Origin of the sequence: Streptomyces sp. NPDC091279 (genome assembly GCF_044757465.1) — a bacterium.
GTDB lineage: Bacteria > Actinomycetota > Actinomycetes > Streptomycetales > Streptomycetaceae > Streptomyces.
In genome coordinates, this window is record NZ_JBIVVA010000004.1 from 392,569 (window position 1) to 415,269 (window position 22,701).

Consider the following 22,701-nt stretch of genomic DNA (forward strand, 5'->3'; position numbering starts at 1 on the left):
CGCCCACGAGGTCACCGGAATTCCGTGCGCGGGGTGTCGCACACGGGCAGGTGGCAGGTCTTCGGACTCACGGGCACGTCCTCCCTGGGGGAGGTCACCTACTGGCCGTCGCTTCCCAGGCCCGTCCGGGCCCAGTGCGTATGACGGCGGTCGTTCCCGCTCACCGCTGCGGGGCAGTCCCGGATTCCCACCGGGTTCCCTCTTGCGACGCTCCCGCCTGGCGGACGGGGCGAACCAGCTGCACGGACCAGCGTAAACGCCGATCCCGGGGTGTGGCGCGCCCCGTCCATGATTCGGAAGGTGAGGAGACCCACGCGGCCCGGGGGCGTGGAACGAGAGACGGACGGGAAGGCTCCTGGGCACGTTTGTGACCCGTTACGGGTAGGGGCCACCGGGTCCGCGAACCCCTGGGGGACGCCCCGGACGGACCACCCCGGATCGACCGGCGACCGTACGGGCCGCCCGGTTCAGTCCGCCGTGCCCGGCCGCCGGACCGCGCGCTTGACCTCGGCCTCGACCTCGTCACGGGGCCGGTGTTCGTCCTTCGCGTACTCGGCGAACGTCGACTGGGCTTCCCGGGCCAGATCACGCCAGGCGCGCCACGCGGTCTCGTAGGTGTCCGACTGCTCGCCGCTCCAGCCGCCCTCGTGCGTCGGCGGCCCGTAGGACGCGCGCAGCTCCTCGACCCGGCCGTGTGCCTGGTCGGCCGCGCGCTGTCTCTCCACCAGCTCATCGAAGGTGTGGCTCATATGGAACGACGATAAAGAGACTTTCCCGCTCGCGCGCGTCGAACGGCCCCCGGGCGGCCGGGACCGTTGTCGGAGCAGGTTCTTAAGCTCCTCGCCATGAACGAGGGGGACCGTGCATGAACGAGGGGGACGGCGGCAGACGGGTCGTCGACGGGCGCTTCGCGCTGGAGGCCAGACTCGGCGGCGGAGGCATGGGCACCGTATGGCGCGCCCGTGACCTGCTGCTGCACCGCGGTGTCGCCGTCAAGGAGGTCGGGCCCGCCGACCCGGGACTCGCCGAGTACGACCCGCCGGCCGCGCGCCTGCTGCGCGCCCGGGTGCTGCGCGAGGCCCGCGCGCTGGCCCGGGTCGCGCACCCGAACGTCGTCACGATCCACCACATCGTCGACGGCGGCGAGGACCCATACCCGTGGATCGTCATGGAGGTCGTCGAGGGCGGCTCCCTCACCATGCGCCTCGCCCGCGGCACCCTGACACCTGCCGAGGCCGCCCGGATCGGCCGGGGTGTCCTCGCCGTGCTGCGCGCCGCCCACGCCGCCGGTGTCCAGCACCGGGACGTGAAACCGGCCAACGTCCTGCTGCGTACCGACGGCCGCCCCGTCCTCACCGACTTCGGCATCGCCGCGATCCGCGACTCGACCGCCCTCACCGCCACCGGTTCCCTCATCGGCACCCCCGACCTCCCCTGCGTCTCCGGCCGACGCCCCGCCCCGTCCGCGGACCACCGACGCGCCCCCTCTGCCGACCACCGGCCCCTACGTGCCGCCGCCCACCCCGTACCCGGCAGGGACCACGTCCCCGCCCGTCACCTCCTTCCCCCCTCGCGCCCCCACAGCACCCCGCGACCGGAACGCCGTCACCGGGTGCCCTCGCACCGCCGGTTGCCGCCCGGCGGCCGGGGCGGGGACGGCGTGTGCCGGCCGGGGTCGCGGGCCTCGGGGTCGTGGTGGTCGGCGGGGCCGTCTGGTGGGCATGGCCCGGGGGCTCGGGCAACGGCGCCGCCGGCACCGGCACCGGCGGCCCGACCGGGCAGCGGACCTCCTCGACCGACGCCACCCGCTCCGCGAGCCCCACGGCCACCGCGTCGGGCGCGACGACCGCGAGCGGCGGACTGCTCAGCCCCGACGGCATCCGCACCGCGATCGCGGCGATCGAGGCCGCATCCGGCCGGACCATGTTCAGCGCCCTCGTGGTCCAGCCCGAGACCGTCTCCGCGCGGGCGATGGCCCCCGGCAGCAGCACCCGCTACGACCGGTACACCTACCGCGCCGACACGGGCGCCGAGAAGGGCATCATCAGCGGCAGCCCGTCCGGCGGCGACCAGCCCGTCAGCCTGAAGAACTTCGGCAGGGACGCCGTCCCCGCCCTGATCACCAAGGCCGAGAAGGACCTCAAGGTCAGCAAACCGACGACGCGCTATCTGGCCCTCCAGGAACCGAACACCGTCTTCGACACCGCCGCTGGAATGATGATCCACCTCGGCAACGCCTACCACGAGGGCGGCTGGTGGCCGACCCCCAGGGCAAGGTCGTCAAGGAGGTGCCGTACGACGGGTGAGCGGCCCGGCAGCGGCCGTTGCGCCGGATGCAGCAGCGGGGGAGGCCCGGCCGTCGGCGCCGGTGAAGGCTGGGCCTGCCAGCGCAGCCCCGGCTCCCCGGAGACCCCATGCCCCGTCGCACCGCTCGCTCACGCCCGCGTCTGTCGGCCGTCGCCCTCGTCGCCGCGTGCGTCGCGGCCCTGACCCCGGCCGGCGCCCACGCCTCCACCGCACCCGGGCCGGAGGGTGACCAACTCCAGCGCCGGGCACAGGAGTTGGTCGACGCCCCCGGCGGGCCGCCCGGACTCATCGCCGTTCTGCGGGACGAGGACCGTACCCGGGTCGTCCGGGCGGGCGTCGCCGACCTCGCCACCGGCAGGCCACCGGAGACCGACGACCACATGCGCATCGCCAGCACCGCGAAGGCGTTCAGCGCCGCCGTCGCCCTGACCCTGGTCGACCGGCACGCCCTCGGCCTCGACGACACCCTCGGCCGACGCCTTCCTCAACTCCCCGACGCCTGGCACAAGGTGACGCTCCGTCAACTGCTCCAACACACCAGCGGGTTGCCCGACTACACCAGCAGCCCGGCCTTCGTGCGGGAGGTCACCGCCGACCCGCACCACCACTTCGACTCCCGCCGCCTCCTCGACTACGTGGCCGGCGACCCCCTCGCCTTCCGCCCCGGCAGCCGGTACCACTACTCCAACTCCGACAACATCGCCGTCGCCCTGATGGCCGAGTCGGCGACCGGGACCCCGTACGAGGAACTGCTGCGGACCCTCGTCGACCGGCCGCTCGGGCTGCGCTCCACCAGCCTCCCGCAGGGCTACCGGCTGCCCGAGCCGTATCTGCACGGCTACGACGTCGCGCCGCCCGCTCCACCGCAGGACGTCAGCGAGGAGCTGGGCGCGTCCGGGGTGTGGGCGTCGGGCGGCATCGTGTCGACGCCCGCCGACCTGACGCGCTTCGTGCGCGGCTACGCGGGCGGGGCCCTGTACGGCGCGGGCGTGGTGGGTGAGCAGCGGCGCTGGATCGACGGCGCGTCCCAGCCCGCGGGCCCGGGACGGAACGCGGCCGGGCTCGGCATCTTCCGCTACACCACCCGCTGCGGCGCCGTGCTGGGCCACACCGGCAACTTCCCCGGCTACACCCAGCTGATCGCCGCCACCCCGGACGGCCGCCGCTCCCTGACCTTCTCGATCACCACCCAGACCAACGAGACCCTGAAGCCCGACCTGCTCCGCCAACTCCGGCCCGTGCAGGAGGACTTCGTCTGCGCGCTGCTGAACCGCCGCTGACGGCACGGGCGTTGAGCGGCACCCGGGACCGGGCGGCGGGCGGGGCGTGGCGGACGTTCACCCGGAAGCCGTTCCGTAGAGGAGGCCCGGCGCGCACGGGCTCTGGGCCCAGTCATGGCGGACGCTCAGGGGGCCGCTCGCGGACTCTCAGGTCGGCGGGGGAGGATGGGGCCGCACGCCAATGTGACCAACCGATGCGGAGGAGCGGGTAGATGCAGCACGAGCGAGCGGGCAGCCCGGCCGGACCCGAGGATCTCGTCGACGTGGCCCGCCTGGTCACCGCGTACTACGCACTGCACCCCGACCCCGCCGACCCCGGCCAGCGCGTCGCGTTCGGCACCTCCGGGCACCGGGGGTCGTCCCTGGCGACGGCGTTCAACGACGACCACATCGCCGCCACCAGCCAGGCCATCTGCGAGTACCGCGCCCTCCAGGGCACCGACGGGCCGCTCTTCCTCGGCGCCGACAGCCACGCCCTGTCCGAGCCCGCGCGGGTCACCGCCCTGGAGGTGTTCGCCGCCAACGAGGTGAGCGTCCTCATCGACAGCGCCGACGGCTACACGCCCACCCCGGCCGTCTCCCACGCCATCCTCACCCACAACCGGGGACGCGCGGGCGGCCTCGCGGACGGCGTCGTCGTCACCCCCTCGCACAACCCGCCCGGCGACGGCGGCTTCAAGTACAACCCGCCCAGCGGCGGCCCCGCCGGTTCCGAGGCCACCTCCTGGATTCAGGACCGGGCCAACGAGATCATCACCGCCGGCCTCAAGGACGTTCGCCGCATCCCCTACACCCGCGCGCTCGCCGCCCCCACCACCGGCCGCCACGACTACCTCGGCGCCTACGTCGCCGACCTGCCCGCCGTTCTGGACCTGGACGCGATCCGCACGGCCGGGGTGCGCATCGGCGCCGACCCGCTGGGCGGGGCGTCCGTCGCCTACTGGGGCCGGATCGCCGAGGAGCACCGCCTCGACCTCACCGTCGTCAACCCGCTCACCGACCCGACCTGGCGGTTCATGACGCTGGACTGGGACGGCAAGATCCGCATGGACTGCTCGTCGCCGTACGCCATGGCCTCCCTCATCGAGCAGCGCGACCGCTTCCAGATCGCCACCGGCAACGACGCCGACGCCGACCGGCACGGCATCGTCACCCCGGACGCCGGGCTGATGAACCCCAACCACTACCTGGCCGTCGCCATCGGCTACCTCTACCGGCACCGCGAGCAGTGGCCCGCGGGCACCGGCATCGGCAAGACCCTGGTGTCGTCCTCGATGATCGACCGCGTCGCCGCCGACCTCGGCCGCCCGCTCGTCGAGGTGCCCGTCGGCTTCAAGTGGTTCGTGGAAGGCCTGGTCGACGGCTCCCTCGGCTTCGGCGGCGAGGAGTCCGCCGGGGCGTCCTTCCTGCGCCGGGACGGCTCGGTGTGGACCACCGACAAGGACGGCATCATCCTCGCGCTGCTCGCCTCCGAGATCCTCGCCGTCACCGGGAAGTCGCCGTCGGAGCACTACGCGGCGCTCACCGCCCGCTTCGGCGCCCCCGCCTACGCCCGCATCGACGCCCCCGCGACCCGCGAGGAGAAGGCGCTGCTCGGCAAGCTCTCGCCCGCCCAGGTCGGCGCCGACACCCTCGCCGGGGAGGCGGTCACCGGGGTGCTCACCGAGGCACCGGGCAACGGCGCCCCGATCGGCGGCATCAAGGTGACGACCGAGAACGCCTGGTTCGCGGCCCGCCCCTCGGGCACCGAGGACGTCTACAAGATCTACGCCGAGTCCTTCCAGGGCGCCGACCACCTGCGCCAGGTGCAGGAGGAGGCCAAGGACGTGGTGCGGGCGGCGCTGGAGGGCTGACCGGGTGGCGGGGGAGGGGGCGACCGCACACCGGTCGCCCCTTTTCTCCCCTTTGAGGGAAAATCCAATGATTTGACCTGTGATTTACCCTGAGAGGGCAACCGTCCCCGCCGGAGTGATCTATGTCCCGCAAGGGCCCCACGGACGACGGCGACGAGCTGCTGGCCAGACTCGGATCGCTGACCGCCCAGGCACGCGAACTCGCCGAGCTGCAACGCTCCCGGGTCGAGCTGGCCGTCGCCCTCCAACGCGAAATGCTGCCCCGGGACCTGCCCGACATCCCCGGCGTCCGCCTCGCCGTGCGCTACGCCCCCGCCAACCACGGCCTCAACGTCGGCGGCGACTGGTACGACGCCTTCACCATGCCCGACGGACGGATCGGCCTGTCCATCGGCGACGTCCAGGGCCACAACATCGAGGCCGCCGCCTTCATGGGCCAGGTCCGGGTCGGCCTGCGCGCGCTCGCCTCCGTCACCAGCGAACCCGGCGAACTCCTCGCCCGCACCAACGACCTGCTGTGCTCCCTGGGCACCGACCTCTTCGCGACCTGCATCTTCATCCGCCTCGACCCCGCCACCGGCCTCCTGGAGAGCGCCCGCGCCGGACACATACCGCACATCTGGGCCACCGCCGACGGCCAGTCCGGCATCGACGACGGCGAGGGCGGGCCGCCCCTCGGCGTCGACGGCGGCATGGAGTACCCCGTCACCCGGCACCGGCTCACCACCGGCGGCATCTTCGTGCTGCTCACGGACGGTGTCGTCGAAGGCCCCTCGCTCAGCCTCGACGACGGCCTCGACCAGGTGGTGCGGCTCGCCGGCATCGCCGCCGTCGCGGGCCTTGAGGCGGACGCGCTGGCCTCCAGCGTGATCAAGATGGCCGAGACCGTGGGCCACGAGGACGACGCCGCCGTCCTCGTCGTCGGCCACGACGGGCCCACCGAGCCACTGTGACACCGGCCCCGGGCGGGGTCCCTCGCGTGGCCGACCGCGCCCGCCCGGTGTCTGATGTCAGCTGTGGTCGGTACCCAGCACCTGCGGCGACCTGCCGTGTTCGCCCTCCAGACGCTGACCGTCGCCGCCTGCTACTTCGCGGCCGGACGGCTCGGTCTGCTGCGCGAGCTGGGCGAGGGCGCCATGGTGACGCTGTCCCCCATCTGGCCCCCCACCGGCGTCGCCGTCGCCTGCCTGCTCCGCTACGGACTGCGCGTCTGGCTCGGCATCACCCTCGGTGTCCTGTTCGTCGTGATGTCCATCGCCGCCCCGCAGCCCGCCGTGATCGGCACCCTGGTCGGCAACACCGTCGCCCCCGTCTGCGCCTACCTCATGCTGCGCCGGGTCGGTTTCCGCACCAGCCTCGCCCGGCTGCGGGACGGACTCGCGCTGGTCTTCCTCGGCGCGCTCGGCGCCATGCTGATCAGCGCGACGGCGGGCGCGGGCCTGCTCGTCCTCACCGGGAAACTGACGGCGGACGGCTTCTGGCCGGTCTGGCTGGTCTGGTGGGTCGGCGACGCGATGGGCGTCCTGCTCGTCACCCCGGTGCTGCTCCTGGCGTTCGGGGCGCGCGGCCCCCTCGACCTGAGCCGCTGGAAGGAGGCCGCCGGGCTGACCCTCGCCACCTGCGCCGTGGTGCCGGCGGCCGCCCGGAGCGAACTGGGCCTGCTCTTCCTCATCTACCCGCTGCTGATCTGGGCGGCGCTGCGCTTCCTGCTCGCCGGCAGCATGCTCTGCGCCCTGCTCGCCTCCGTGATGGCCACCGTCGAGGCGACCGACCACGCCGGACCGTTCATCCACCTCTCCGCCGTCGAGGGGATGATCAAACTCCAGGCCTTCAACGGCTCCCTGGCGCTGACCGCGCTGCTCCTGTCCGCCGTCATCACCGAGCAGCGCAACACCCGGCAGTCGGTGGAACGCGCCTGCGACGAGCTGATGGAGGTGCTGGGCCACCTCACCGCGGGGGAGAGCGCCCCGCCGCGCCCGCTACCGGTGGCCGGGCCCGCGGCCGGGACCGACCCTCAGTTCCACAAGGGCAGCATCACCGATTGGCCGACCTCCGGCCGGTCGCCCGGATAGGTCAGGGTCAGCTGGGTGAAGTGTTCGACCTGGGGGTGCTTCGTCCATGGCTGCGCGTTCCCGAGCCGCACGACCACCGGGTACGAGTGGAAGGTGCCGGCCGCGCAGTAGGGCTTGCAGTCGTTGACCACGTTCACGCCCTCGCCGCGCGCGCCGCTGGGTCCCCACTGCGTCCAGTGCATCGACTCCAGGCGGCTGTTGCCGTCGCCGCAGGCGAGGATCGTGGCGGTGGGGCGGACCTCGGGGTGCCAGAGGCAGTCGACGAGGACCGGGTCCGCGGCCTGCCGGGTGCTCGTCGGCGGTGTCGGCGTGTCGGCGGAGGCCGGGGCCGTGGCGGCCGCGAGCGACGCGGCGCAGCAGAGGGCGGCCGCCGTGGTGAGTGTGCGTATGACCATGTCCACTCCCGGCCGGTGCCGTCCGGCACCGGCGGTTGTCCGTTGCTGGTTCCGACGCTACGGCCGGGGACGGCCGCGCACCACTCGGACGGAGTAGCACAACGGTGACCGTATGTGCACGCGGTCGCTAGATCTCCAGCTCGGACTCGACGCGGCGCAGCTTATGGCGGGCCATCGCCAGGTTCGAACGGCTCTTGTCCACCACCAGGTACAGGAACAGCCCGTTCCCGCCCTGCCCCGTGACCACCCGGATCAGGTGGTACTGGGTGTCGAGGGTGATCACGATGTCCTCGATGCCGCTTGTCAGGCCCAGCTGGGCCATGGTCCGCACCTTGGCCCGGATCACGTCCGTGTTCCCGGCCGCCGCGACGGTCAGGTCCAGATCCTTGTCCCCGCCCAGCGTGCCGAGGGCCATCCCGCTGCTGTAGTCGACGACGGCCACCCCCAACGCCCCCTCGACGGCGGTCATCAGCTCCTTCATCGACACGTCCACGTTCGCCATGGAACCTCCCCTTGGTCGTCGTCGGCGGCGGACCCGACACCCCCCGCGCCCACCCCCTGCCGGGACCGTAGGCAGGCCGAGCGGGCATATGCCGAACGTCTCCGGGAATGACGGAGGTTGGTCGAGAAGCGGCATCTTCACGGCACTTCTCGACCGTTCACATATCGTGAAGTGACCTCATGGCGACGGAAGTTGACAGCAAACGGTCCCGGAACGACCCGGGGGAGCGCCACCCCGGACGCGTACTCGAACACGCCACCGACCGAACCTCCGAACAGGCCCCCCGACCCGCCGGTTCCAGTCACCGAGCCGCCGAAGGCGCAGTGGGGAAGGGTCTGTTCCAGCCGTTATCTTGACGCCACCATGACAATTCCATGACCGAAGTGTCAGTCTTCTGAAGCGAGTTCACCTCACCTGCACCTCTCGCACACCTCACGTACCCCCCGCCCGTTCGCCCTCCATCCGCACTTCCTTAGCCCTCCTTTCGCGCGCCGCCGGGCCAACGGCGTCCTGCTGACGTCGGCCCGAGCCGCGTGCCGCACCCGCGCGCCGTCGGACGGCCACCTCCGGCCGATCCCCCTGACCGGCCTTGACCCGAGGCCGCTCGCTGCAAAGGAGAACGCCTTGTCGCGGCAACACCGTTCCGTACGCCGTTCCAGACGCGTCGTCGCCCTCGCGCTGACCGCCGTCTCCACCCTGCTGGCCACCGCCGTCCAGACCGGCACCGCCGGCGCGGCCCCCGCCGAACCCGGCACCGGCACGATCCGGGCCACTCCCAGGCCGGGCGCCGCCCCCGTCGCCCTCACCCCCGCCGGGCGCGCCGCCCTCCTGAAGAGCGCCACCGCCCAGGCCCCCGGCACCGCCGACACCCTCGGACTCGGCGCCCGGGAGAAACTCCTCGTCAAGGACGTCAGCCGGGACGCCGACGGCACCACTCACACCCGCTACGAGCGGACCTACGCCGGACTGCCGGTCCTCGGCGGCGACCTGGTCGTGCACATCAGGAACGGCCGGGTCACCACGTCCGAGGCGACCGACGCGACGCTCACCGTGCCGACCCTCACCCCGAAGGTCACCTCCGGGGCGGCCCGCACGAAGGCCCTCGCCGCCGCGAAGAAGGCCGACGCGGCCGGCATGAAGGGCGCCGCGATCGACGACGCACCCCGCCTCGTCATCTGGGCCGGCACCGGCGAACCCGCCCTGGCCTGGGAGTCCGTGGTCGGCGGCGGCCGGCACGACGGCACCCCCAGCGAACTCCACGTCCTGACCGACGCCGCCGGCGGCAAGGAACTGTTCCGTTTCGAGGGCGTGCAGACCGGCACCGGCACCGGCCAGTTCAACGGCACCGTCCCGCTGAGCACCACCCGCTCCGGCTCGACCTACCAACTTCTCGACGGCGACCGCGCCGGACACCGCACCTACGACCTCAACCAGGGAACGTCGGGCACCGGCACCCTCTTCACAGATGACAACGATGTCTGGGGTGACGGCACCCCGGCCAACCGGCAGACCGCCGGGGTGGACGTGGCCTTCGGCGCCGCCGCGACCTGGGACTACTACAAGGACGTTTTCGACCGCAACGGCATCCGCAACGACGGCGTCGCCGCCTACAGCCGGGCCCACTACGGCAACAACTACGTCAACGCCTTCTGGTCCGACACCTGCTTCTGCATGACCTACGGCGACGGCTCAGGCAACACCCACCCGCTGACGGCCCTCGACGTCGCCGCGCACGAGATGAGCCACGGCGTCACCAGCGCCACCGCCAACCTGAACTACTCCGGCGAGTCGGGCGGTCTGAACGAGGCGACCTCGGACATCTTCGCCGCCGCCGTGGAGTTCCACGCCGACCTGCCCGCCGACGTCCCGGACTACATGGTCGGCGAGAAGATCGACATCAACGGCGACGGCACGCCCCTGCGGTACATGGACAAGCCGTCCCGCGACGGGGCCTCCCGGGACGCCTGGGACTCCTCGCTCGGCGGCCTCGACGTCCACTACTCCTCCGGGCCCGCCAACCACTTCTTCTACCTCCTCTCCGAGGGCAGCGGTGCCAAGACGGTCAACGGCGTCGCCTACGACAGCCCGACCTCCGACGGCCTCCCGGTCACCGGCATCGGCATCGAGAACGCCCAGCAGGTCTGGTACCGGGCGCTGACCACGTACATGACGTCGACCACCACCTACGCCGGCGCCCGCACCGCCACCCTCCAGGCCGCCGCCGACCTGTTCGGCGCCTACACGTCCGCCTACCTGGCCGTGTCCGACGCGTGGGCCGGGATCAACGTCGGCCAGCGCATCGCGGCGGGCGTCAACATCACCGCTCCGGCCAACCAGACCAGCGGCGTCGGTGACGCCGTCTCCCTCCAGGTCGACGCCTACACCACCCACACCGGCTCGGCGCTGACCTATGCCGCCGCCGGTCTGCCCGCCGGGCTCTCCCTCTCCGGCACCGGCCTGATCAGCGGTACCCCGACCACCGTCGGCACCAGCGGCGTCACGGTCACGGTCACCGACGACACCGGCTCCACCGCGACCCGGACGTTCAGCTGGCGGGTGGCCAACCTCTACACCAACGGCACCCGCGTCGACATCCCCGACGCCGGAGCCGCCGTCGAGTCCCCGGTCACGGTCTCCGGCCGCACCGGCAACGCCTCGGCGGCCACCGAGGTCTACGTCAAGATCGTGCACACCTACCGGGGCGACCTGACCGTCGACCTCGTCGGCCCGAACGGCACGACCTACTCGCTCCTCAACCGCAGTGGCGGTTCGGCCGCCAACGTCGACCAGACGTTCACGGTGAATGCCTCCGCCCAGCCCGTCACCGGCACCTGGAAGCTGCGCGTCCAGGACCGGGCGTCCCTGGACACCGGCTACATCGAGAAGTGGTACCTGATCCCCTGACCCACCCCGCCCGACGACGGCCCGGTGCGCCTCCCGCGCGCCGGGCCGCCGTCACACCCCGGGCACGTCCAACGGCGTTACAGCGGGCCCGAGTCGGGGACGATCAGGGCGCGCAGCCGGTCCGGGGTGAGGCCTTCGAGGCTCGGCACGACGGTGCGCCCCGCGGCCGGGTCGAGCGGCGCCAGCGACGGCACCGCGAGAACGGCGCACCCGGCGGCCTCGGCCGAGGCGACCCCGGTGGCGGTGTCCTCGACGGCGACACAGCGGGCCGGATCGACGCCGAGCGCGGCGCAGGCGGCCAGATAGGGGTCGGGGGCGGGCTTGGTGCGCGGGGTGTCGTCCGCGGTGACCGTCACCCCGAACCGGTCGGCGCCCAGCACGGCGAGGACGGTGTCGGCGACCGCCCGGGACGACGCGGTGACCAGCGCGATCGGCACCCCGTCACGGGCGAGGGCGTCCAGCAGCGGGAGGGCGCCCGGACGCGGGACGACCTCGGCGCGCACCCGTTGGGCGAACGCCGTGTGCAGCCGGTCGGCGAGGTCGGGCGCGGGGTGCCCGGTGCTCCGGGCCAGCCAGGCGGCGGTGTGCTCGACGGGGCGGCCCAGCACCTCCGGCTGGTCGGCCCCGGTCAGCGCTCTGCCGAGGCCGGCCGCGGTCGACCGCACCGCCTCCCACCACAGTCGCTCGGTGTCGACGAGCGTGCCGTCCATGTCGAACAGGACCGCCTGGAGGGGGAGTTGGGTCACGACTGCTTCTCTCGGGTGGGGGGGAGGGGCGGGGCTCAGACGGTGCGCGCGGCGACCAGCACAGGCCGCTCGGGCAGGGTCACCCGCACGGTACGACCGGCGCTCAGGGCGGCGGCCTCGTGGGTGGGGAGGTCGGCCTTCACCCGCGTCCCGTCGGCCAGGACCACGGTGACCCGGGTGACGGCGCCGAGGAACGCGGAGGCGACGACCCGCGCGTCGGCGGTGTCGTCCGCGCGCACCCGGACGGCCTCGGGACGGACCAGGACATCCACCTCACGCGCGGCGGGCGGGGTGCCGTCGACGGGCAGCCGCACGCCGAGCACCTCCACCACCGAGTCCGACAGCAGCCCGGGCAGCCTACTCATCGTGCCGACGAACTCGGCGACGAAGGGGGTGGCGGGACGGCCGTACAACTCCGCGGGCTCCGCGCACTGTTCGAGGCGTCCGGCGCGCATCACGGCGACCCGGTCGGCCATCGAGAGGGCCTCTTCCTGATCGTGCGTCACGAAGAGCGTGGTGATGCCGAGTTCGCGCTGGAGACGGCGGATCTCCTCGCGCAGGGTCAGGCGCACCTTGGCGTCGAGGGCGGACAGCGGTTCGTCCAGGAGCAGGACACGGGGGCGCAGGGCGAGGGCCCGGGCGAGGGCGACGCGCTGCTGCTGCCCGCCGGAGAGCTGGTGCGGGAAGCGGGCGCCCTGGTCGGCGAGGCCGACCAGATCCAGCAACTCGGCCGCCCGGGACCGCCGTTCGGCCGCCTTCACCTTGCGCATGCGCAGGCCGAACGCGACGTTGTCGACCGCGTCGAGATGCGGGAAGAGGCTGTAGGACTGGAACACCATCCCGGCGTCCCGGCGGTGCGCGGGGACCCGGGTGACGTCGGCTCCGTCCACCAACACCGCACCGGCGTCGGGGTGTTCGAAACCGGCGAGCATGCGCAGCGCGGTGGTCTTGCCGCACCCGGACGGGCCGAGCAGGGCGAGGAACTCACCGGGACGGACGGTCAGATCGAGGCCGTCGAGCGCGACCGTCGGCCCGAACTCCCGGCGCAGACCCCGGAATTCGACCGTGGCGGCCTGCTCCGTGGTGACGTTCTCAAGTGTGCTGGCGGTCATCGGTCATCATCCCCGGGACGCGGTCTTGGCACGTCCGCCGAAACCGGCGAGCGTGAGGAGCAGGGCCCAGGTCAAAACGAGGCTGAGCACGGAGACGGCGACGGACAGCTGGGCCTGCGAGCCGCCGATGCTGTAGATCCACACCGCGAACGGCGTGAACCCCAGGAGCTGGGCCACGGTGAACTCGCCGAGCACCAGCGCCAGGGTGAGGAACGAGGCGTTCAGCAGCGCCCCGCGCAGGTTCGGCAGCACCGCCCGCACCAGCGCCTGCTGCCAGCCCGCGCCGCAGCTGCGGGCGGCCTCGACGAGCGTGCGCACGTCGATCCCGCGCAGCCCCGCGTCCAGCGCCCGGTACACGAACGGCAGCGCCATCACCCCGTAGGCCAGCACCAGCACCACCGGGAAGTCCGGGTCCTGGACGGCCACGAACGTCTGGAACAGCGGCGTCCGGGACAGGTGTTCGGGCCCCCACTTGAGGACCGTGGAGATCCCGGCGACGAACGCGATCGGCGGCACCACCAGCGGCAGCGCGCACACCACCTCGACGACCGGGCGCAGCCGGGGCGCCCCGAGCCGCAGCGCCACCACCGCCGGGACCATCAGCAGCAGCACCACGGCGATCGTCGCCGCCGCCAGTTCCAGCGAGAGCAGCAGACCGCTGGTGAAGCCGTCGGCGTGGACGATCTGCCGGTAGGCGTCGAAGGTGACGCCCCGGCCGGGCACGTCCACCGTGAAGACCACCGACGCGGCCAGCGGGACGAGGAAGTACAGGGCGGCGAGCGAGAGGACCGGCCACCGCCAGGTGGTCACGCGTCGAGCCATCGGGCGCTCCGTCGTTGCAGGGGCAGATAGACGGCCATGACGAGACCGGCGACCAGGACCATGTCCAGGCTGAGCGCGAGCGCCACGTTCTCCTGGCCGACCAGCACATTGCCGGAGAGGGCGTCCGCGATCTGGAGGGTGACCAACGGCACCGAACTGCCCACCATGGCGGCCGCGGTGGCGTACGCGGCGAACGCGCTGCCGAACAGCAGCACGAGCCCGCCGAGCAGCGAGGGCGCGAGCACCGGCAGCGCCACGTGCCGCCAGTACTGGACGCCCGTCGCGCCGTTGTTCCGTGCCGCTTCCCGCCACTGGGTGCGCAGCCCCTCCAGGGCCGGGGTGATGGTCAGCACCATCAGCGGGATCAGGAAGTACAGGTAGACGACGACCAGTCCCCAGAAGCTGTACAGGTCCCAGCCCCGCTCGGTGAGGCCGAAGTGCCGGGTGAGGACACCGGCGTTGCCGAGCGTGGCGACGAACGCGAAGGCGAGCGGGACCCCGCCGAAGTTGGCGAGCACCCCGGACGCCGTGAGCACCGCCTCCCGCAGGGCACGGGAGCGCGAGGTGACGACGGCCTGCGCGAGCGGCAGCCCCAGCAGCGCGGCGAGGACGGCGCACACCCCGGACAGCTTGACGCTGCCGAGCAGCGCGGTCAGATACGCGCCCCGCAACGAGGCCGTCATGTTCCCGGTGCCGTACGAGGTGGCGCCGGTGGCCGGGTCCTTGACCGTGAACGCGCCGTTCAGCATCGCCAGGGCGGGCAGCCCGAACGCGACGGCGGTGAAGGCCAGCAGCGGGACGACCGCGAGCCAGCCGGGGACGCGCCGCCGCCGCTTCGGGGCGACGGCAACCGGCGCGTCGGCCCGGGTGAGCGTGGCCGTCATCCGGAGACGGCCTTCGCCCAGCCCTGCGCCAGGACCTCCTTGGCCTTGCTCTGCTGCGCCTCGGTCGGGAACGACGGCGTGCCGGAGACCTTGGGGAGCTTGGCCGCGGCCGCCTTGTCGAGGGTGCCGGCCTTCTCCATGGCCGTCATCAGCGCCGGGCGGGCGTAGCCCTTGAGCCACAGGTTCTGGCCCTCGGTGCTGTACAGGTACTCCTCCCACAGCCGCGCGGCGGCCGGATGCGGGGCGTCCTTGTTGATGGCCTGCGAGTAGTACTGGGCGTACTTGCCGTCGGCGGGCACCGTCACCTTCCAGTCGACGCCCTTCGACCGGAACTCGTCGGCGTACCCGGCGTTCAGGTAGTCCCAGTCGACGCTGATGGGCGTCTCGCCCTTCTCGATGGTCGCCGGGGTCGACTCGACGGGCGTGTAGTTGCCGTTCTTGCGCAGCTTGGCGAAGAAGTCCAGGCCGGGCTGGATGTCGTCGAGGGAACCGCCGCTGGCGAGAGCCGCCGCGTAGACGCCGCCGAACGCCGAACCCGACTTGGTGGGGTTGCCGTTCAGCGCGACCTGGCCCTTGTACTGCGGCTTGAGCAGGTCCGCGAAGGTCGTCGGGCACGTCGTCACGCGCTTGGCGTCGCAGCCGATGGAGACATAGCCGCCGTAGTCGTTGAACCAGCGGGCCTGCGTGTCCTTCTGGCCGACCGGGATCTCGTCGTAGGAGGCCACCCGGTACGGCGCGAGCAGCCCCTGCTGGGCGGCGCTCAGCGCGAAGGAACTCCCCAGGTCGAGCACGTCCGGGGCGCGGCCTTGGCCCTTGCGGGAGGTGACGGCGTTGATCTCGTCCTGGCTGGAGCCGTCAGGGTTCTCGACCTGGACCTTGATGCCGTACTTCTTCTCGAAACCGTCCAGCAGCGCGCCGTAGTTGGCCCAGTCGCGGGGGAGGGTGATGGCGTGCAGGGTGCCTTCCTTCTTGGCCGCCTTCACCAGTGCGGCCATGCCGCCGAAGTCGGCCGCGGACGTGGCGGTGGCGGCGTCCTTGCCGTCGGCGGTGGTCGACGCGGTGTCGGGGGCGGCGCCGCAGGCGCTCAGGGCGAGCGCGGCGACGACGGCGAGGGAGCCGGTCAGGAGGGCGCTTCTCGGCTGGAACACGGTGACTCCGGAAGGAGAGGGACGGGCGACGGACGAGGTCGGGGAACTTGTCTGAACAAGTCGGCCTCAGTAAGGCGGGCCGTGGTGTCCGGTCCGTGAACGAAGGAGAAACCCTGACAGCCACCTGCCTGCACAATCACGGTCGAGCGCGGTCACTGCCCGCCGTCGTCTACCCTGGTCACGCTGTGCACAGCGGCAGATCCGGAGGGGAACCGTGCCGACGCGACACGAGGAGATCGCCGACGAACTGCGGCGGGCGATCGACCGCGAGGAGTACACGGTCGGCAGCAGACTGCCCGCCGAGACCGAGTTGGCCGCCCGGTACGCCGTCTCGCGCGGCACGGTCCGCCAGGCGGTCGCCGCGCTCACCGCCGAGGGCCTCATCGGCTCCCGGCAGGGCGCCCGCCACGTCGTGCTCGCCAGCCGCCGCAGCCAGAGCTTCGCCGAACTGCGCAGCTTCGCCCAGTGGGCGGCCGCCATGGGCCGCGAGGCGAGCGGCCACGTCGCCGCCCAGGGATACCGGGCGGCCACCGCGCAGGACGCGGCCCGCCTCCAACTCCCCGAGGGCACCCCGGTGTTGCACGTCCTGCGGGTACGCGGCCTGGACGGCGAACCGGTGCTCGTCGAACGCACCGTGTACGCCGACTGGATCTCCCCGGCCGTCGAGGAGATCGGCCCCGACGCCCCCTCCGTCACCCAACTCCTCTTCGCGAACAAGGGACTTGTCTTCGCCTACGGCGAGCATGTCATCGACGCCGTCGCCGCGAGCGCCCAGGACGCCGAACTCCTCGGCATCCGCCGCACCAGCCCGCTGCTGCGGGTACGCCGGGTCACCACCACCCGCGAGGGCCGCCCCGTGGAGTGGTCCGACGACCGTTACCGCTCGGACGCGGTCAGCTTCAGCGTGCACAACTCGATCGGCAACAACGCGCTGGCCCGGAAAACCGCCGAGTGACCTCAAAGCCTGGTGAGGTACGGTCCACGGATGGACCGGATCTTGGTGGTGGGCAGCACGGGCGCGGGCAAGTCCACCCTCGCCCGCACCCTGAGCCCGCGCCTGGGCGTCCCCTACCACGAGATGGACGCCCTGTACTTCACGGGCCCCGACTGGCAGGTCAACGACCGGCTCACCGAGGACGTCACCCGCGTCACGGAACAGCCCCGGTGGATCATCGACTCGCTCGGCTACCCGGACGTCCGCGACCTCCTCTGGGACCGCGCGGACACGGTGCTCTGGCTGGACTACGGCCGCGCCGTGATCATGCCGCGCGTGCTGCGGCGTTCCCTGCGGCGCACGATCACCCGCGAGTCCCTCTTCGGCGGCAACCGCGAGACCTGGGCCGACTGGCTCACCCGGGGGCATCCGGCGTGGTGGGCGTGGTCCCACCACCCGACCCGACGCCTGGAGATCGCCCACCGCGTCGCGGGCCCCCACGACACCCCGCTCACCGTGCACCGCTTCTCCCACCCGGCGGCGACGGCGGCCTGGGCGGCCTCCCTCTGACCGGCGGCTCGGCCGTCTCTCCGAGTGCGTGCAACGGCGTCCCGCGCGCCCAGCGTTCCAGACGGGCGCCGTCGACGAGGTGGACGTGCCCCCGGCGGGCGGCCCAGCGGACGTCCCGGGCGGCGAACGTCCCCCGGTGCACGACCAGGTGAAGATCGGGCCGGACCGGATCGTGCCCTGGGGTGCGGCGGCGCCAGGCGGGGTCCTCGTCGGGCAACGGCTCGGCCACCGGGCGGAACGCCACCACCAGCAGACGTCCCCGGGCATCGCGCGCCGCGAGCCGGGGCCGGTCCTGCGCGGGCTTGATCGCGCGAGGAGGGTGCCATCAGGCCACCGGAGTGGCCGAAGCGTGCCGGTACGCCGTTCAGGCCGGTGGCGTCAGGGGCTGGGGGCGGCGGTCGGACCGGTTCCGGTGAGGTGGACGATCGCCCCGCCGAGGGTGCCCCGGAACTCCTTGAGGAGCTTCGGCGGCGCACTCACCACCCAACGGCTGCCGACCAGGTAGGTGCCCTGGTACATGCTGATGGTGTCGAGCCAGGTCTCCTTGTACCTCTCCTCGGGGAACGTCGTGATCAGGTAGTCGCCGTCCTCGGTGTGGCAGATCCCCTCGCGCAGTTGCTCCGCCTCGGTCCGCATCTTCACCTCGCAGCCGGTGAGCCGGGCGATGACCTCGACCTTCGCGGGGGCCACCACCTGGGCCTCCGGTGCGGAGAGGGTCGGGCTCGCCGACTGCCGCTGCCGGTCGGAGAGTTCGGCCTCGCCGCCGCCGCAGGCCGTGGCCAGCGGAAGGACGGCCAGCCCGCCGACGAGGGCCGCGACACGGGCGAGACGGGAGGCGGACGGGGTACGACCGGTCAGTGACCGCGTCGGCTGCTGAGGCACGTCGCTGCTCCGAGTTCGACGATGCTGCCCGCACGGCGGACAGGGGTACGGCTGGAGATACGTGCGGTCAGGGGCGCGTGTTCACCGACGGGGACGAGAAGGCCGGGGCGGGCGCACTCCAATTCATAGGCGCTGAGCGGCAGTTCAGGCCCGCTCCCGGTACAGGTCACGGAGGAGGGCGATCTCGGCGCCGTGGTGCAGCAGCTCCTGGTTGACCCACGCCACGATGGTGAGGAACGGCTCCTCGGGGTCGCTGCCGTGCGGGTACGTGCAGTATCCGACGGTGTCGAGGGCGGCGTCGTCGACGCTCAGCAGCGCGTCCCGCCAGGCCGACGCACCCGCGTCGAACAGGGCGACGGCGGCCTCGGCGTCCCCGGCGCTGCGGAAGTCGTCCCGGGTGAGCCGGTGCTCTCCGGCCGTGTGCTCGGCGCGGAGCGTGAGCATCTCGCTGAGATGGCTCAGCCGCCAGGCGAGGGTGGTGAACGGCGGCGGCCACGGATGCGGATACGGCGCCGCGTCGCGCCCCCACTCACCGGCCCCGGCCAGGAACCCGGCGCGTGGTCCGGGCCCGTCCGCCCGCCGCCGCACCGACCAGCAGCCCGGCACGGGCTCCCAGCGGTACTCGACGTCGTCCATGGCCCCGACCGCGGTGTCACAGCCGTCGCCGCTGTCCATGACGGGCCCCGTCAGCCGGGCGCCGAGACGCTCACGCGCGAAGTCGAACTGGCGCAACAGCGGAGCCAACCGGGAGGGAATCACTGAACGCTCCTATGGAGAGGGCCACTTCACGATGGCGTCGAGACTGTCACACCGGCGAGGGAGACATGGTTGACGCCATGAGGTCACGCCGGACGAACCACTCGGTGCCCGGCAACCGTGGCCTGCCCGCCCCCCCCCACACCCCGAGCGCGTCGGCCGACTCGGCGGCGCGGTGGGTCCCTTCGGCCCAGGTCGCCGTGACGACACCGGTCCGCGCACCGGCATCCGCGTGCCGGACCAGCTGGCCTCTTTCACAGGAAACCCGACTGGGTGAAGGCGGCCCGGGAGCCGACGAGTTGGCGAGCCAGATGCAGGAAGCCCGGTCAGCCCGCTACCTCCTCTGTGCCGACGACACCGTCGAACGCGCCGACGCCCCCGCCCGCCGCGTCTGGCCCCCCGGTCCACCGCAGACAGAGACGACCACCGCGCCGACTTCCGAGAAACCCTGAACCTCCTCACCCACTTCACCCACCGACTCCGCCGGGAAATAGCCGGCGCGTAGGCCGACGACCAGCCCATCCGAACGACCCCACCTACCCCACCAACACCCGCGTCGAACGTCGTCCCCTCCCCGCCCGTGTCCTCACCCGCGCCAGATAGCGCAGGGCCGATTCCGCCGCCCACGCCCCGCACATCCCGTGCGCCCCCGCGCCCGGCGGAGTCGCCGCCGAGCAGATGAACATGCCCGGGACTCCGGTCGCGTACGGGTCGAGGGTGAAGCGGGGCCGGGCGAGCAACTGCCGCACAGTGTTGGCGCCGGTGACGATGTCCCCGCCCACGAAGTTCGGGTTGTCCTCCTCGAACTCCGCCGGCGTACGCGCCACCCGCCCCATGATCCGCTCACGGAATCCGGGCGCGAACCGTTCGATCTGCCGCACGATCACCTCCGTCGCGTCACCGTCGTAACCGGCCGGTACATGCGCGTACGACCACACCGGATGCCGGTCACCGGCCGAGCGCGACGGGTCCGCCAGATACTGCTGGCCGACCACCACGAACGGCCGCTCGGGCAGCCGCCCCCGATGAACGTCCGACTCGGCCGCGGCCACCTCCTCGAACCGGCCCCCGACATGCACCACGCCCGCCCGCCGCGCCGCCCGCGCCGTCCACGGCACGCCGCCCTCCACGGCGAAGTCCACCTTGAACGCCCCGGGACCGTGCCGATAACGCCGATAGGCGCGCGCCACCCTGTCCGGCAGCCGGTCACCGAGGAGGTCCGCGACCGCGCCGGGCGCCAGATCGAACACCACCACGTCAGCGGGCGGCAGCCCGGACGCCGAACGGACCCGGACCCCCGTCTCGATCCGCCCGCCCAACTCGCCCAGCAGGGCGGCCAACGCGTCGCTGACCGCCCGTGAACCACCCGCCGCCACCGGCCAGCCGTGCCGATGCCCCGCCGCGATGACGGACAGGCCGATCGCGGCGGTCGCCGGGCGGTCCAGCGGCCGGAAGGCGTGTGCCGCCGCCCCGCCGAACAGCGCACGGGCGGTGTCCGTGTGCCACAGCCGCGCCACCCTGTCGGCCGGGAGCAGCGCGGAGGCGCCGAACCGTGCCCACAGCAGCGGATGATCCGGCACCCGCGTCGGCGGCCCCAGAACATCACCGGCCAACGCGTCGAAACCGTCCGCGAGCGGACCGAACAGCCGCAGCCAGCGCCAGCCGTCACGGCCACCGAGCCCGTCCGCCGTGTCCCGCACGGACCTGAGCAGCACGCCCGCCTCACCCGAGTCCAACGGATGCGCGCAGTCGACCTCCGGCAGACACCAGCGCACCCCGAACCGCTCCAGCCCCAACGTGCGCAGGAAGGGCGAGCCCACGGTCATGGAGTGCACGGCGCAGCAGTGGTCGTGCAGCAGCCCCGGCGTCAGTTCACTGGTCCGCGTTCCGCCCCCGATGACCCCGGCCGCCTCCAGCACGGTGACGTCCACGCCCTCCTGAGCCAGCCGCACAGCCGCCGCCAGCCCGTTCGGCCCACTTCCCACGACAACGGCGGTACTCACGGAGGCTCCTCCTCCACACCGAAGGCACCCGGCACCGGCGCCCACCGTGCCGGATGACGCCCGGCTCCCTCATCTCCGACGGTACGCCCGCCCCACGGCAGCCCGATTCCCCGCGCCCGCACGCCCCCGGCGTCGCGGCCCACCTCGATCCACACGCCCTTGCACCATCTCCACGGACCCGGCGCGCATCGCTGAAACGACTCACGCCGGGTCCGGGACCGTGTCGGCCCCGTGAAGGGATACGGGACCGACTCACGGGGCCACCTCCGCTCAGAGGGCCCCGGTCCGTGGCGGGAACATGTCCCGATCGACAGGTTAGGGTTGCTTGCGTCAGGCAAGCATAGTTAGATTACTTGAGTTAAGCAATGGATGTGATCAACTGCATCCACGCGAAGGGGAGAGGATTGTCTCCGCTCGCGTGGAACGAAAGGTTGGGCCCCATGGAAACCTCGACAGCGCACGGCGCTCTCGACGAGAGGCCGACACTCGCGCGTGGGGCCGGACAGCAGGTCCTGGTCGCCGCCGGGGACGCGGAACTCGCCGAACTGCTCTCGACCACCCTGGAGTTGGCCGGTTACCGGATCACCCTGGTCGCCACCGGGGCCGAGGTGCTGGCGCGCGCCACCGAACGCCGCTATGACCTCGTCGTTCTCGACGCGGCCCTGCCCGACCCGGAGAGCTTCGGCCCCGATCACCTGCCGACCGGCCTGCACCGGCCGCCGACCCTGCTGCTCACCGACTGCGACTCCCTGGAGCGGCTCCTGCCCGCCCTCGGCCCGGGGCGGCGGGACTACGTGACGAAACCTTTCCGGGTCGCCGAGGTGCTGGCCCGGATGCAGGTCCTGCTGCGCGCCGCGCACGCGGGCCCGCGCGGCGAGGGGGCGCCCGCCTACCGTGACCTGACCCTGGACGACTCCCGCTGTCAGGCGCGGCGCGGGGGACGTGTGCTGGATCTCACGCCCGCCGAATACCGGCTGCTACGGCATCTTCTGGCCAATGCGCACCGGGTGCTGTCGAAGGAGCAGATCGGCCGCTACGTCTGGGGAGAGTTCCGCGGCGACAACGCGATCGAGCAGCTCGTCTCCCGCGTGCGGCGCAAGGTGGACCGCGAGGGACCCGCCCTGATCCACACCCGCAGGGGCTTCGGCTACTGGCTGGGGGAGGTCGGCGCGGATGTCTGAGCCGGTGAAGTGCAAACACTCGGGCGACGGGAAGAGACGTCGCGTCGGTCGCGGCGCCGGGGTGTCGGTGGCGACCGCCCAGGAGCGCGGCCGCGCACGGTCAGGCCGCCGAGAAGGCCGTGAACTCCGCTTATGTGCGGGGCAGTTGGCATAATCGCCGCATCACGAAAGGCATCGCCCGTGGTTCGACTCGCGATGTGATCCGAGCCACGTCAGATGGCTGTCAGCAAAACGACCGGGTCGCGTCAGCCCCCTCTGTTTGCATGTGCTCATCGATGCCGTGCCCCGAGGCGAGGCGAGGCGCGGCGAGCGCGGCCGTGAGGCGAGACCCCGGCCGATCGCCCCCTTCA

At 72.6% G+C, this 22,701-nt stretch carries 19 protein-coding genes, 2 pseudogenes and 1 riboswitch; of the genes and pseudogenes, 10 read left to right on the forward strand and 11 right to left on the reverse strand.

The genetic code is table 11. The features are described 5' to 3' along the window. Positions 1-34: 34 nt before the first annotated feature. A riboswitch (cobalamin riboswitch) is annotated at positions 35-254 on the reverse strand. Between the two features lie 213 nt (positions 255-467). Then, entirely contained in the window at positions 468-749 is a 282-nt protein-coding gene (locus ACIQOU_RS12165; protein WP_401536326.1) for a hypothetical protein, read from the reverse strand. Between the two features lie 191 nt (positions 750-940). On the opposite strand from ACIQOU_RS12165, the pseudogene ACIQOU_RS12170 reads away from it, so the two are divergent. From ACIQOU_RS12170 to ACIQOU_RS12195, 6 genes and pseudogenes are all read left to right on the forward strand, one after another. After that, positions 941-1,333 (forward strand): annotated as a pseudogene (locus ACIQOU_RS12170) (protein kinase); the annotation flags it as partial. A 329-nt stretch (positions 1,334-1,662) separates the two neighbouring features. Beyond that, positions 1,663-2,490, forward strand: a complete 828-nt coding sequence (locus ACIQOU_RS12175) for a hypothetical protein (RefSeq protein WP_401536757.1) — start codon at positions 1,663-1,665, stop codon at positions 2,488-2,490. Further along, positions 2,415-3,587, forward strand: a complete 1,173-nt coding sequence (locus tag ACIQOU_RS12180) for a serine hydrolase domain-containing protein (protein WP_401536327.1) — start codon at positions 2,415-2,417, stop codon at positions 3,585-3,587. The genes ACIQOU_RS12175 and ACIQOU_RS12180 overlap by 76 nt, the downstream gene beginning before the upstream one ends. 212 nt (positions 3,588-3,799) lie before the next feature. Continuing rightward, a complete protein-coding gene (gene pgm / locus ACIQOU_RS12185) occupies positions 3,800-5,440 on the forward strand; it encodes a phosphoglucomutase (alpha-D-glucose-1,6-bisphosphate-dependent) (RefSeq protein WP_401536328.1) in 1,641 nt (546 codons plus the stop codon). 122 nt (positions 5,441-5,562) lie between these two features. Further along, positions 5,563-6,393, forward strand: coding sequence for a PP2C family protein-serine/threonine phosphatase (locus tag ACIQOU_RS12190; protein WP_401536329.1), 831 nt, complete (start codon positions 5,563-5,565; stop codon positions 6,391-6,393). Positions 6,394-6,447: 54 nt separating this feature from the next. Beyond that, positions 6,448-7,512, forward strand: a complete 1,065-nt coding sequence (locus ACIQOU_RS12195) for an MASE1 domain-containing protein (RefSeq protein WP_401536330.1) — start codon at positions 6,448-6,450, stop codon at positions 7,510-7,512. Here the strand turns inward: ACIQOU_RS12195 and ACIQOU_RS12200 are convergent. Both ACIQOU_RS12200 and ACIQOU_RS12205 read right to left on the reverse strand, forming a co-directional pair. Next, on the reverse strand, positions 7,455-7,907 hold the full coding sequence (locus tag ACIQOU_RS12200; protein ID WP_401536331.1) for a hypothetical protein: 453 nt from the start codon (positions 7,905-7,907) through the stop codon (positions 7,455-7,457). The two genes, ACIQOU_RS12195 and ACIQOU_RS12200, sit on opposite strands and share 58 nt — an antisense overlap. Positions 7,908-8,034: 127 nt before the next feature. Beyond that, positions 8,035-8,409 carry a hypothetical protein gene (locus tag ACIQOU_RS12205; protein ID WP_401536332.1) on the reverse strand — a complete coding sequence of 125 codons (375 nt, stop codon included), beginning with the start codon at positions 8,407-8,409 and terminating at the stop codon, positions 8,035-8,037. A gap of 624 nt (positions 8,410-9,033) precedes the next feature. On the opposite strand from ACIQOU_RS12205, the gene ACIQOU_RS12210 reads away from it, so the two are divergent. Continuing rightward, positions 9,034-11,313, forward strand: coding sequence for a M4 family metallopeptidase (locus ACIQOU_RS12210; RefSeq protein WP_401536333.1), 2,280 nt, complete (start codon positions 9,034-9,036; stop codon positions 11,311-11,313). Between the two features lie 95 nt (positions 11,314-11,408). Here ACIQOU_RS12210 and ACIQOU_RS12215 read toward each other — a convergent pair. The 5 genes and pseudogenes from ACIQOU_RS12215 to ACIQOU_RS12235 form a co-directional block, all read right to left on the reverse strand. Next, positions 11,409-12,059: pseudogene (locus tag ACIQOU_RS12215) on the reverse strand (HAD family hydrolase); the annotation flags it as partial. A 35-nt stretch (positions 12,060-12,094) separates the two neighbouring features. Next, positions 12,095-13,171, reverse strand: a complete 1,077-nt coding sequence (locus ACIQOU_RS12220) for an ABC transporter ATP-binding protein (protein ID WP_401536334.1) — start codon at positions 13,169-13,171, stop codon at positions 12,095-12,097. 6 nt (positions 13,172-13,177) lie between these two features. After that, the gene (locus tag ACIQOU_RS12225; RefSeq protein ID WP_401536335.1) at positions 13,178-13,993 is read right to left on the reverse strand and encodes an ABC transporter permease; all 816 of its coding nucleotides are present in this window, start codon (positions 13,991-13,993) and stop codon (positions 13,178-13,180) included. Beyond that, positions 13,978-14,877: an ABC transporter permease gene (locus ACIQOU_RS12230; RefSeq protein WP_401536336.1), complete on the reverse strand. Its 900-nt coding sequence runs from the start codon at positions 14,875-14,877 to the stop codon at positions 13,978-13,980. Before ACIQOU_RS12230 ends, ACIQOU_RS12225 begins: the two co-directional genes overlap by 16 nt. Next, positions 14,874-16,025, reverse strand: a complete 1,152-nt coding sequence (locus tag ACIQOU_RS12235; RefSeq protein WP_401536337.1) for an ABC transporter substrate-binding protein — start codon at positions 16,023-16,025, stop codon at positions 14,874-14,876. The genes ACIQOU_RS12230 and ACIQOU_RS12235 overlap by 4 nt, the downstream gene beginning before the upstream one ends. A gap of 214 nt (positions 16,026-16,239) precedes the next feature. On the opposite strand from ACIQOU_RS12235, the gene ACIQOU_RS12240 reads away from it, so the two are divergent. Together ACIQOU_RS12240 and ACIQOU_RS12245 are read left to right on the forward strand one after the other, a co-directional pair. Further along, positions 16,240-16,980, forward strand: a complete 741-nt coding sequence (locus ACIQOU_RS12240; protein WP_401536338.1) for a GntR family transcriptional regulator — start codon at positions 16,240-16,242, stop codon at positions 16,978-16,980. Positions 16,981-17,010: 30 nt separating this feature from the next. Then, on the forward strand, positions 17,011-17,529 hold the full coding sequence (locus ACIQOU_RS12245; protein ID WP_401536340.1) for an adenylate kinase: 519 nt from the start codon (positions 17,011-17,013) through the stop codon (positions 17,527-17,529). Positions 17,530-17,907: 378 nt separating this feature from the next. Here ACIQOU_RS12245 and ACIQOU_RS12250 read toward each other — a convergent pair whose 3' ends face one another. The 3 genes from ACIQOU_RS12250 to ACIQOU_RS12260 form a co-directional block, all read right to left on the reverse strand. Continuing rightward, complete coding sequence (locus ACIQOU_RS12250) at positions 17,908-18,411, reverse strand: hypothetical protein (protein WP_401536341.1); 504 nt, start codon at positions 18,409-18,411, stop codon at positions 17,908-17,910. 144 nt (positions 18,412-18,555) lie between these two features. After that, complete coding sequence (locus ACIQOU_RS12255) at positions 18,556-19,170, reverse strand: DinB family protein (protein ID WP_401536343.1); 615 nt, start codon at positions 19,168-19,170, stop codon at positions 18,556-18,558. A 533-nt stretch (positions 19,171-19,703) separates the two neighbouring features. Then, positions 19,704-21,170, reverse strand: coding sequence for a phytoene desaturase family protein (locus ACIQOU_RS12260; RefSeq protein WP_401536344.1), 1,467 nt, complete (start codon positions 21,168-21,170; stop codon positions 19,704-19,706). Between the two features lie 440 nt (positions 21,171-21,610). Between ACIQOU_RS12260 and ACIQOU_RS12265 the strand changes: the two genes are divergently transcribed. Beyond that, positions 21,611-22,351 (forward strand): response regulator transcription factor, encoded by a 741-nt coding sequence (locus ACIQOU_RS12265; protein WP_401536345.1) that lies wholly within the window; start codon positions 21,611-21,613, stop codon positions 22,349-22,351. Positions 22,352-22,701: the final 350 nt, after the last annotated feature.

Excerpts from the sequence above, each read along its gene's own strand:
- ACIQOU_RS12205 (WP_401536332.1), bottom strand. The coding sequence starts at position 8,409 with ATGGCGAACGTGGACGTGTCGATGAAGGAGCTGATGACCGCCGTCGAG.
- ACIQOU_RS12165 (WP_401536326.1), bottom strand. The coding sequence starts at position 749 with ATGAGCCACACCTTCGATGAGCTGGTGGAGAGACAGCGCGCGGCCGAC.
- ACIQOU_RS12225 (WP_401536335.1), bottom strand. The coding sequence starts at position 13,993 with ATGGCTCGACGCGTGACCACCTGGCGGTGGCCGGTCCTCTCGCTCGCC.
- ACIQOU_RS12190 (WP_401536329.1), top strand. The coding sequence starts at position 5,563 with ATGTCCCGCAAGGGCCCCACGGACGACGGCGACGAGCTGCTGGCCAGA.
- ACIQOU_RS12195 (WP_401536330.1), top strand. The coding sequence starts at position 6,448 with ATGTCAGCTGTGGTCGGTACCCAGCACCTGCGGCGACCTGCCGTGTTC.
- ACIQOU_RS12245 (WP_401536340.1), top strand. The coding sequence starts at position 17,011 with ATGGACCGGATCTTGGTGGTGGGCAGCACGGGCGCGGGCAAGTCCACC.
- ACIQOU_RS12230 (WP_401536336.1), bottom strand. The coding sequence starts at position 14,877 with ATGACGGCCACGCTCACCCGGGCCGACGCGCCGGTTGCCGTCGCCCCG.
- pgm (WP_401536328.1), top strand. The coding sequence starts at position 3,800 with ATGCAGCACGAGCGAGCGGGCAGCCCGGCCGGACCCGAGGATCTCGTC.
- ACIQOU_RS12265 (WP_401536345.1), top strand. The coding sequence starts at position 21,611 with ATGGAAACCTCGACAGCGCACGGCGCTCTCGACGAGAGGCCGACACTC.
- ACIQOU_RS12200 (WP_401536331.1), bottom strand. The coding sequence starts at position 7,907 with ATGGTCATACGCACACTCACCACGGCGGCCGCCCTCTGCTGCGCCGCG.
- ACIQOU_RS12220 (WP_401536334.1), bottom strand. The coding sequence starts at position 13,171 with ATGACCGCCAGCACACTTGAGAACGTCACCACGGAGCAGGCCGCCACG.
- ACIQOU_RS12180 (WP_401536327.1), top strand. The coding sequence starts at position 2,415 with ATGCCCCGTCGCACCGCTCGCTCACGCCCGCGTCTGTCGGCCGTCGCC.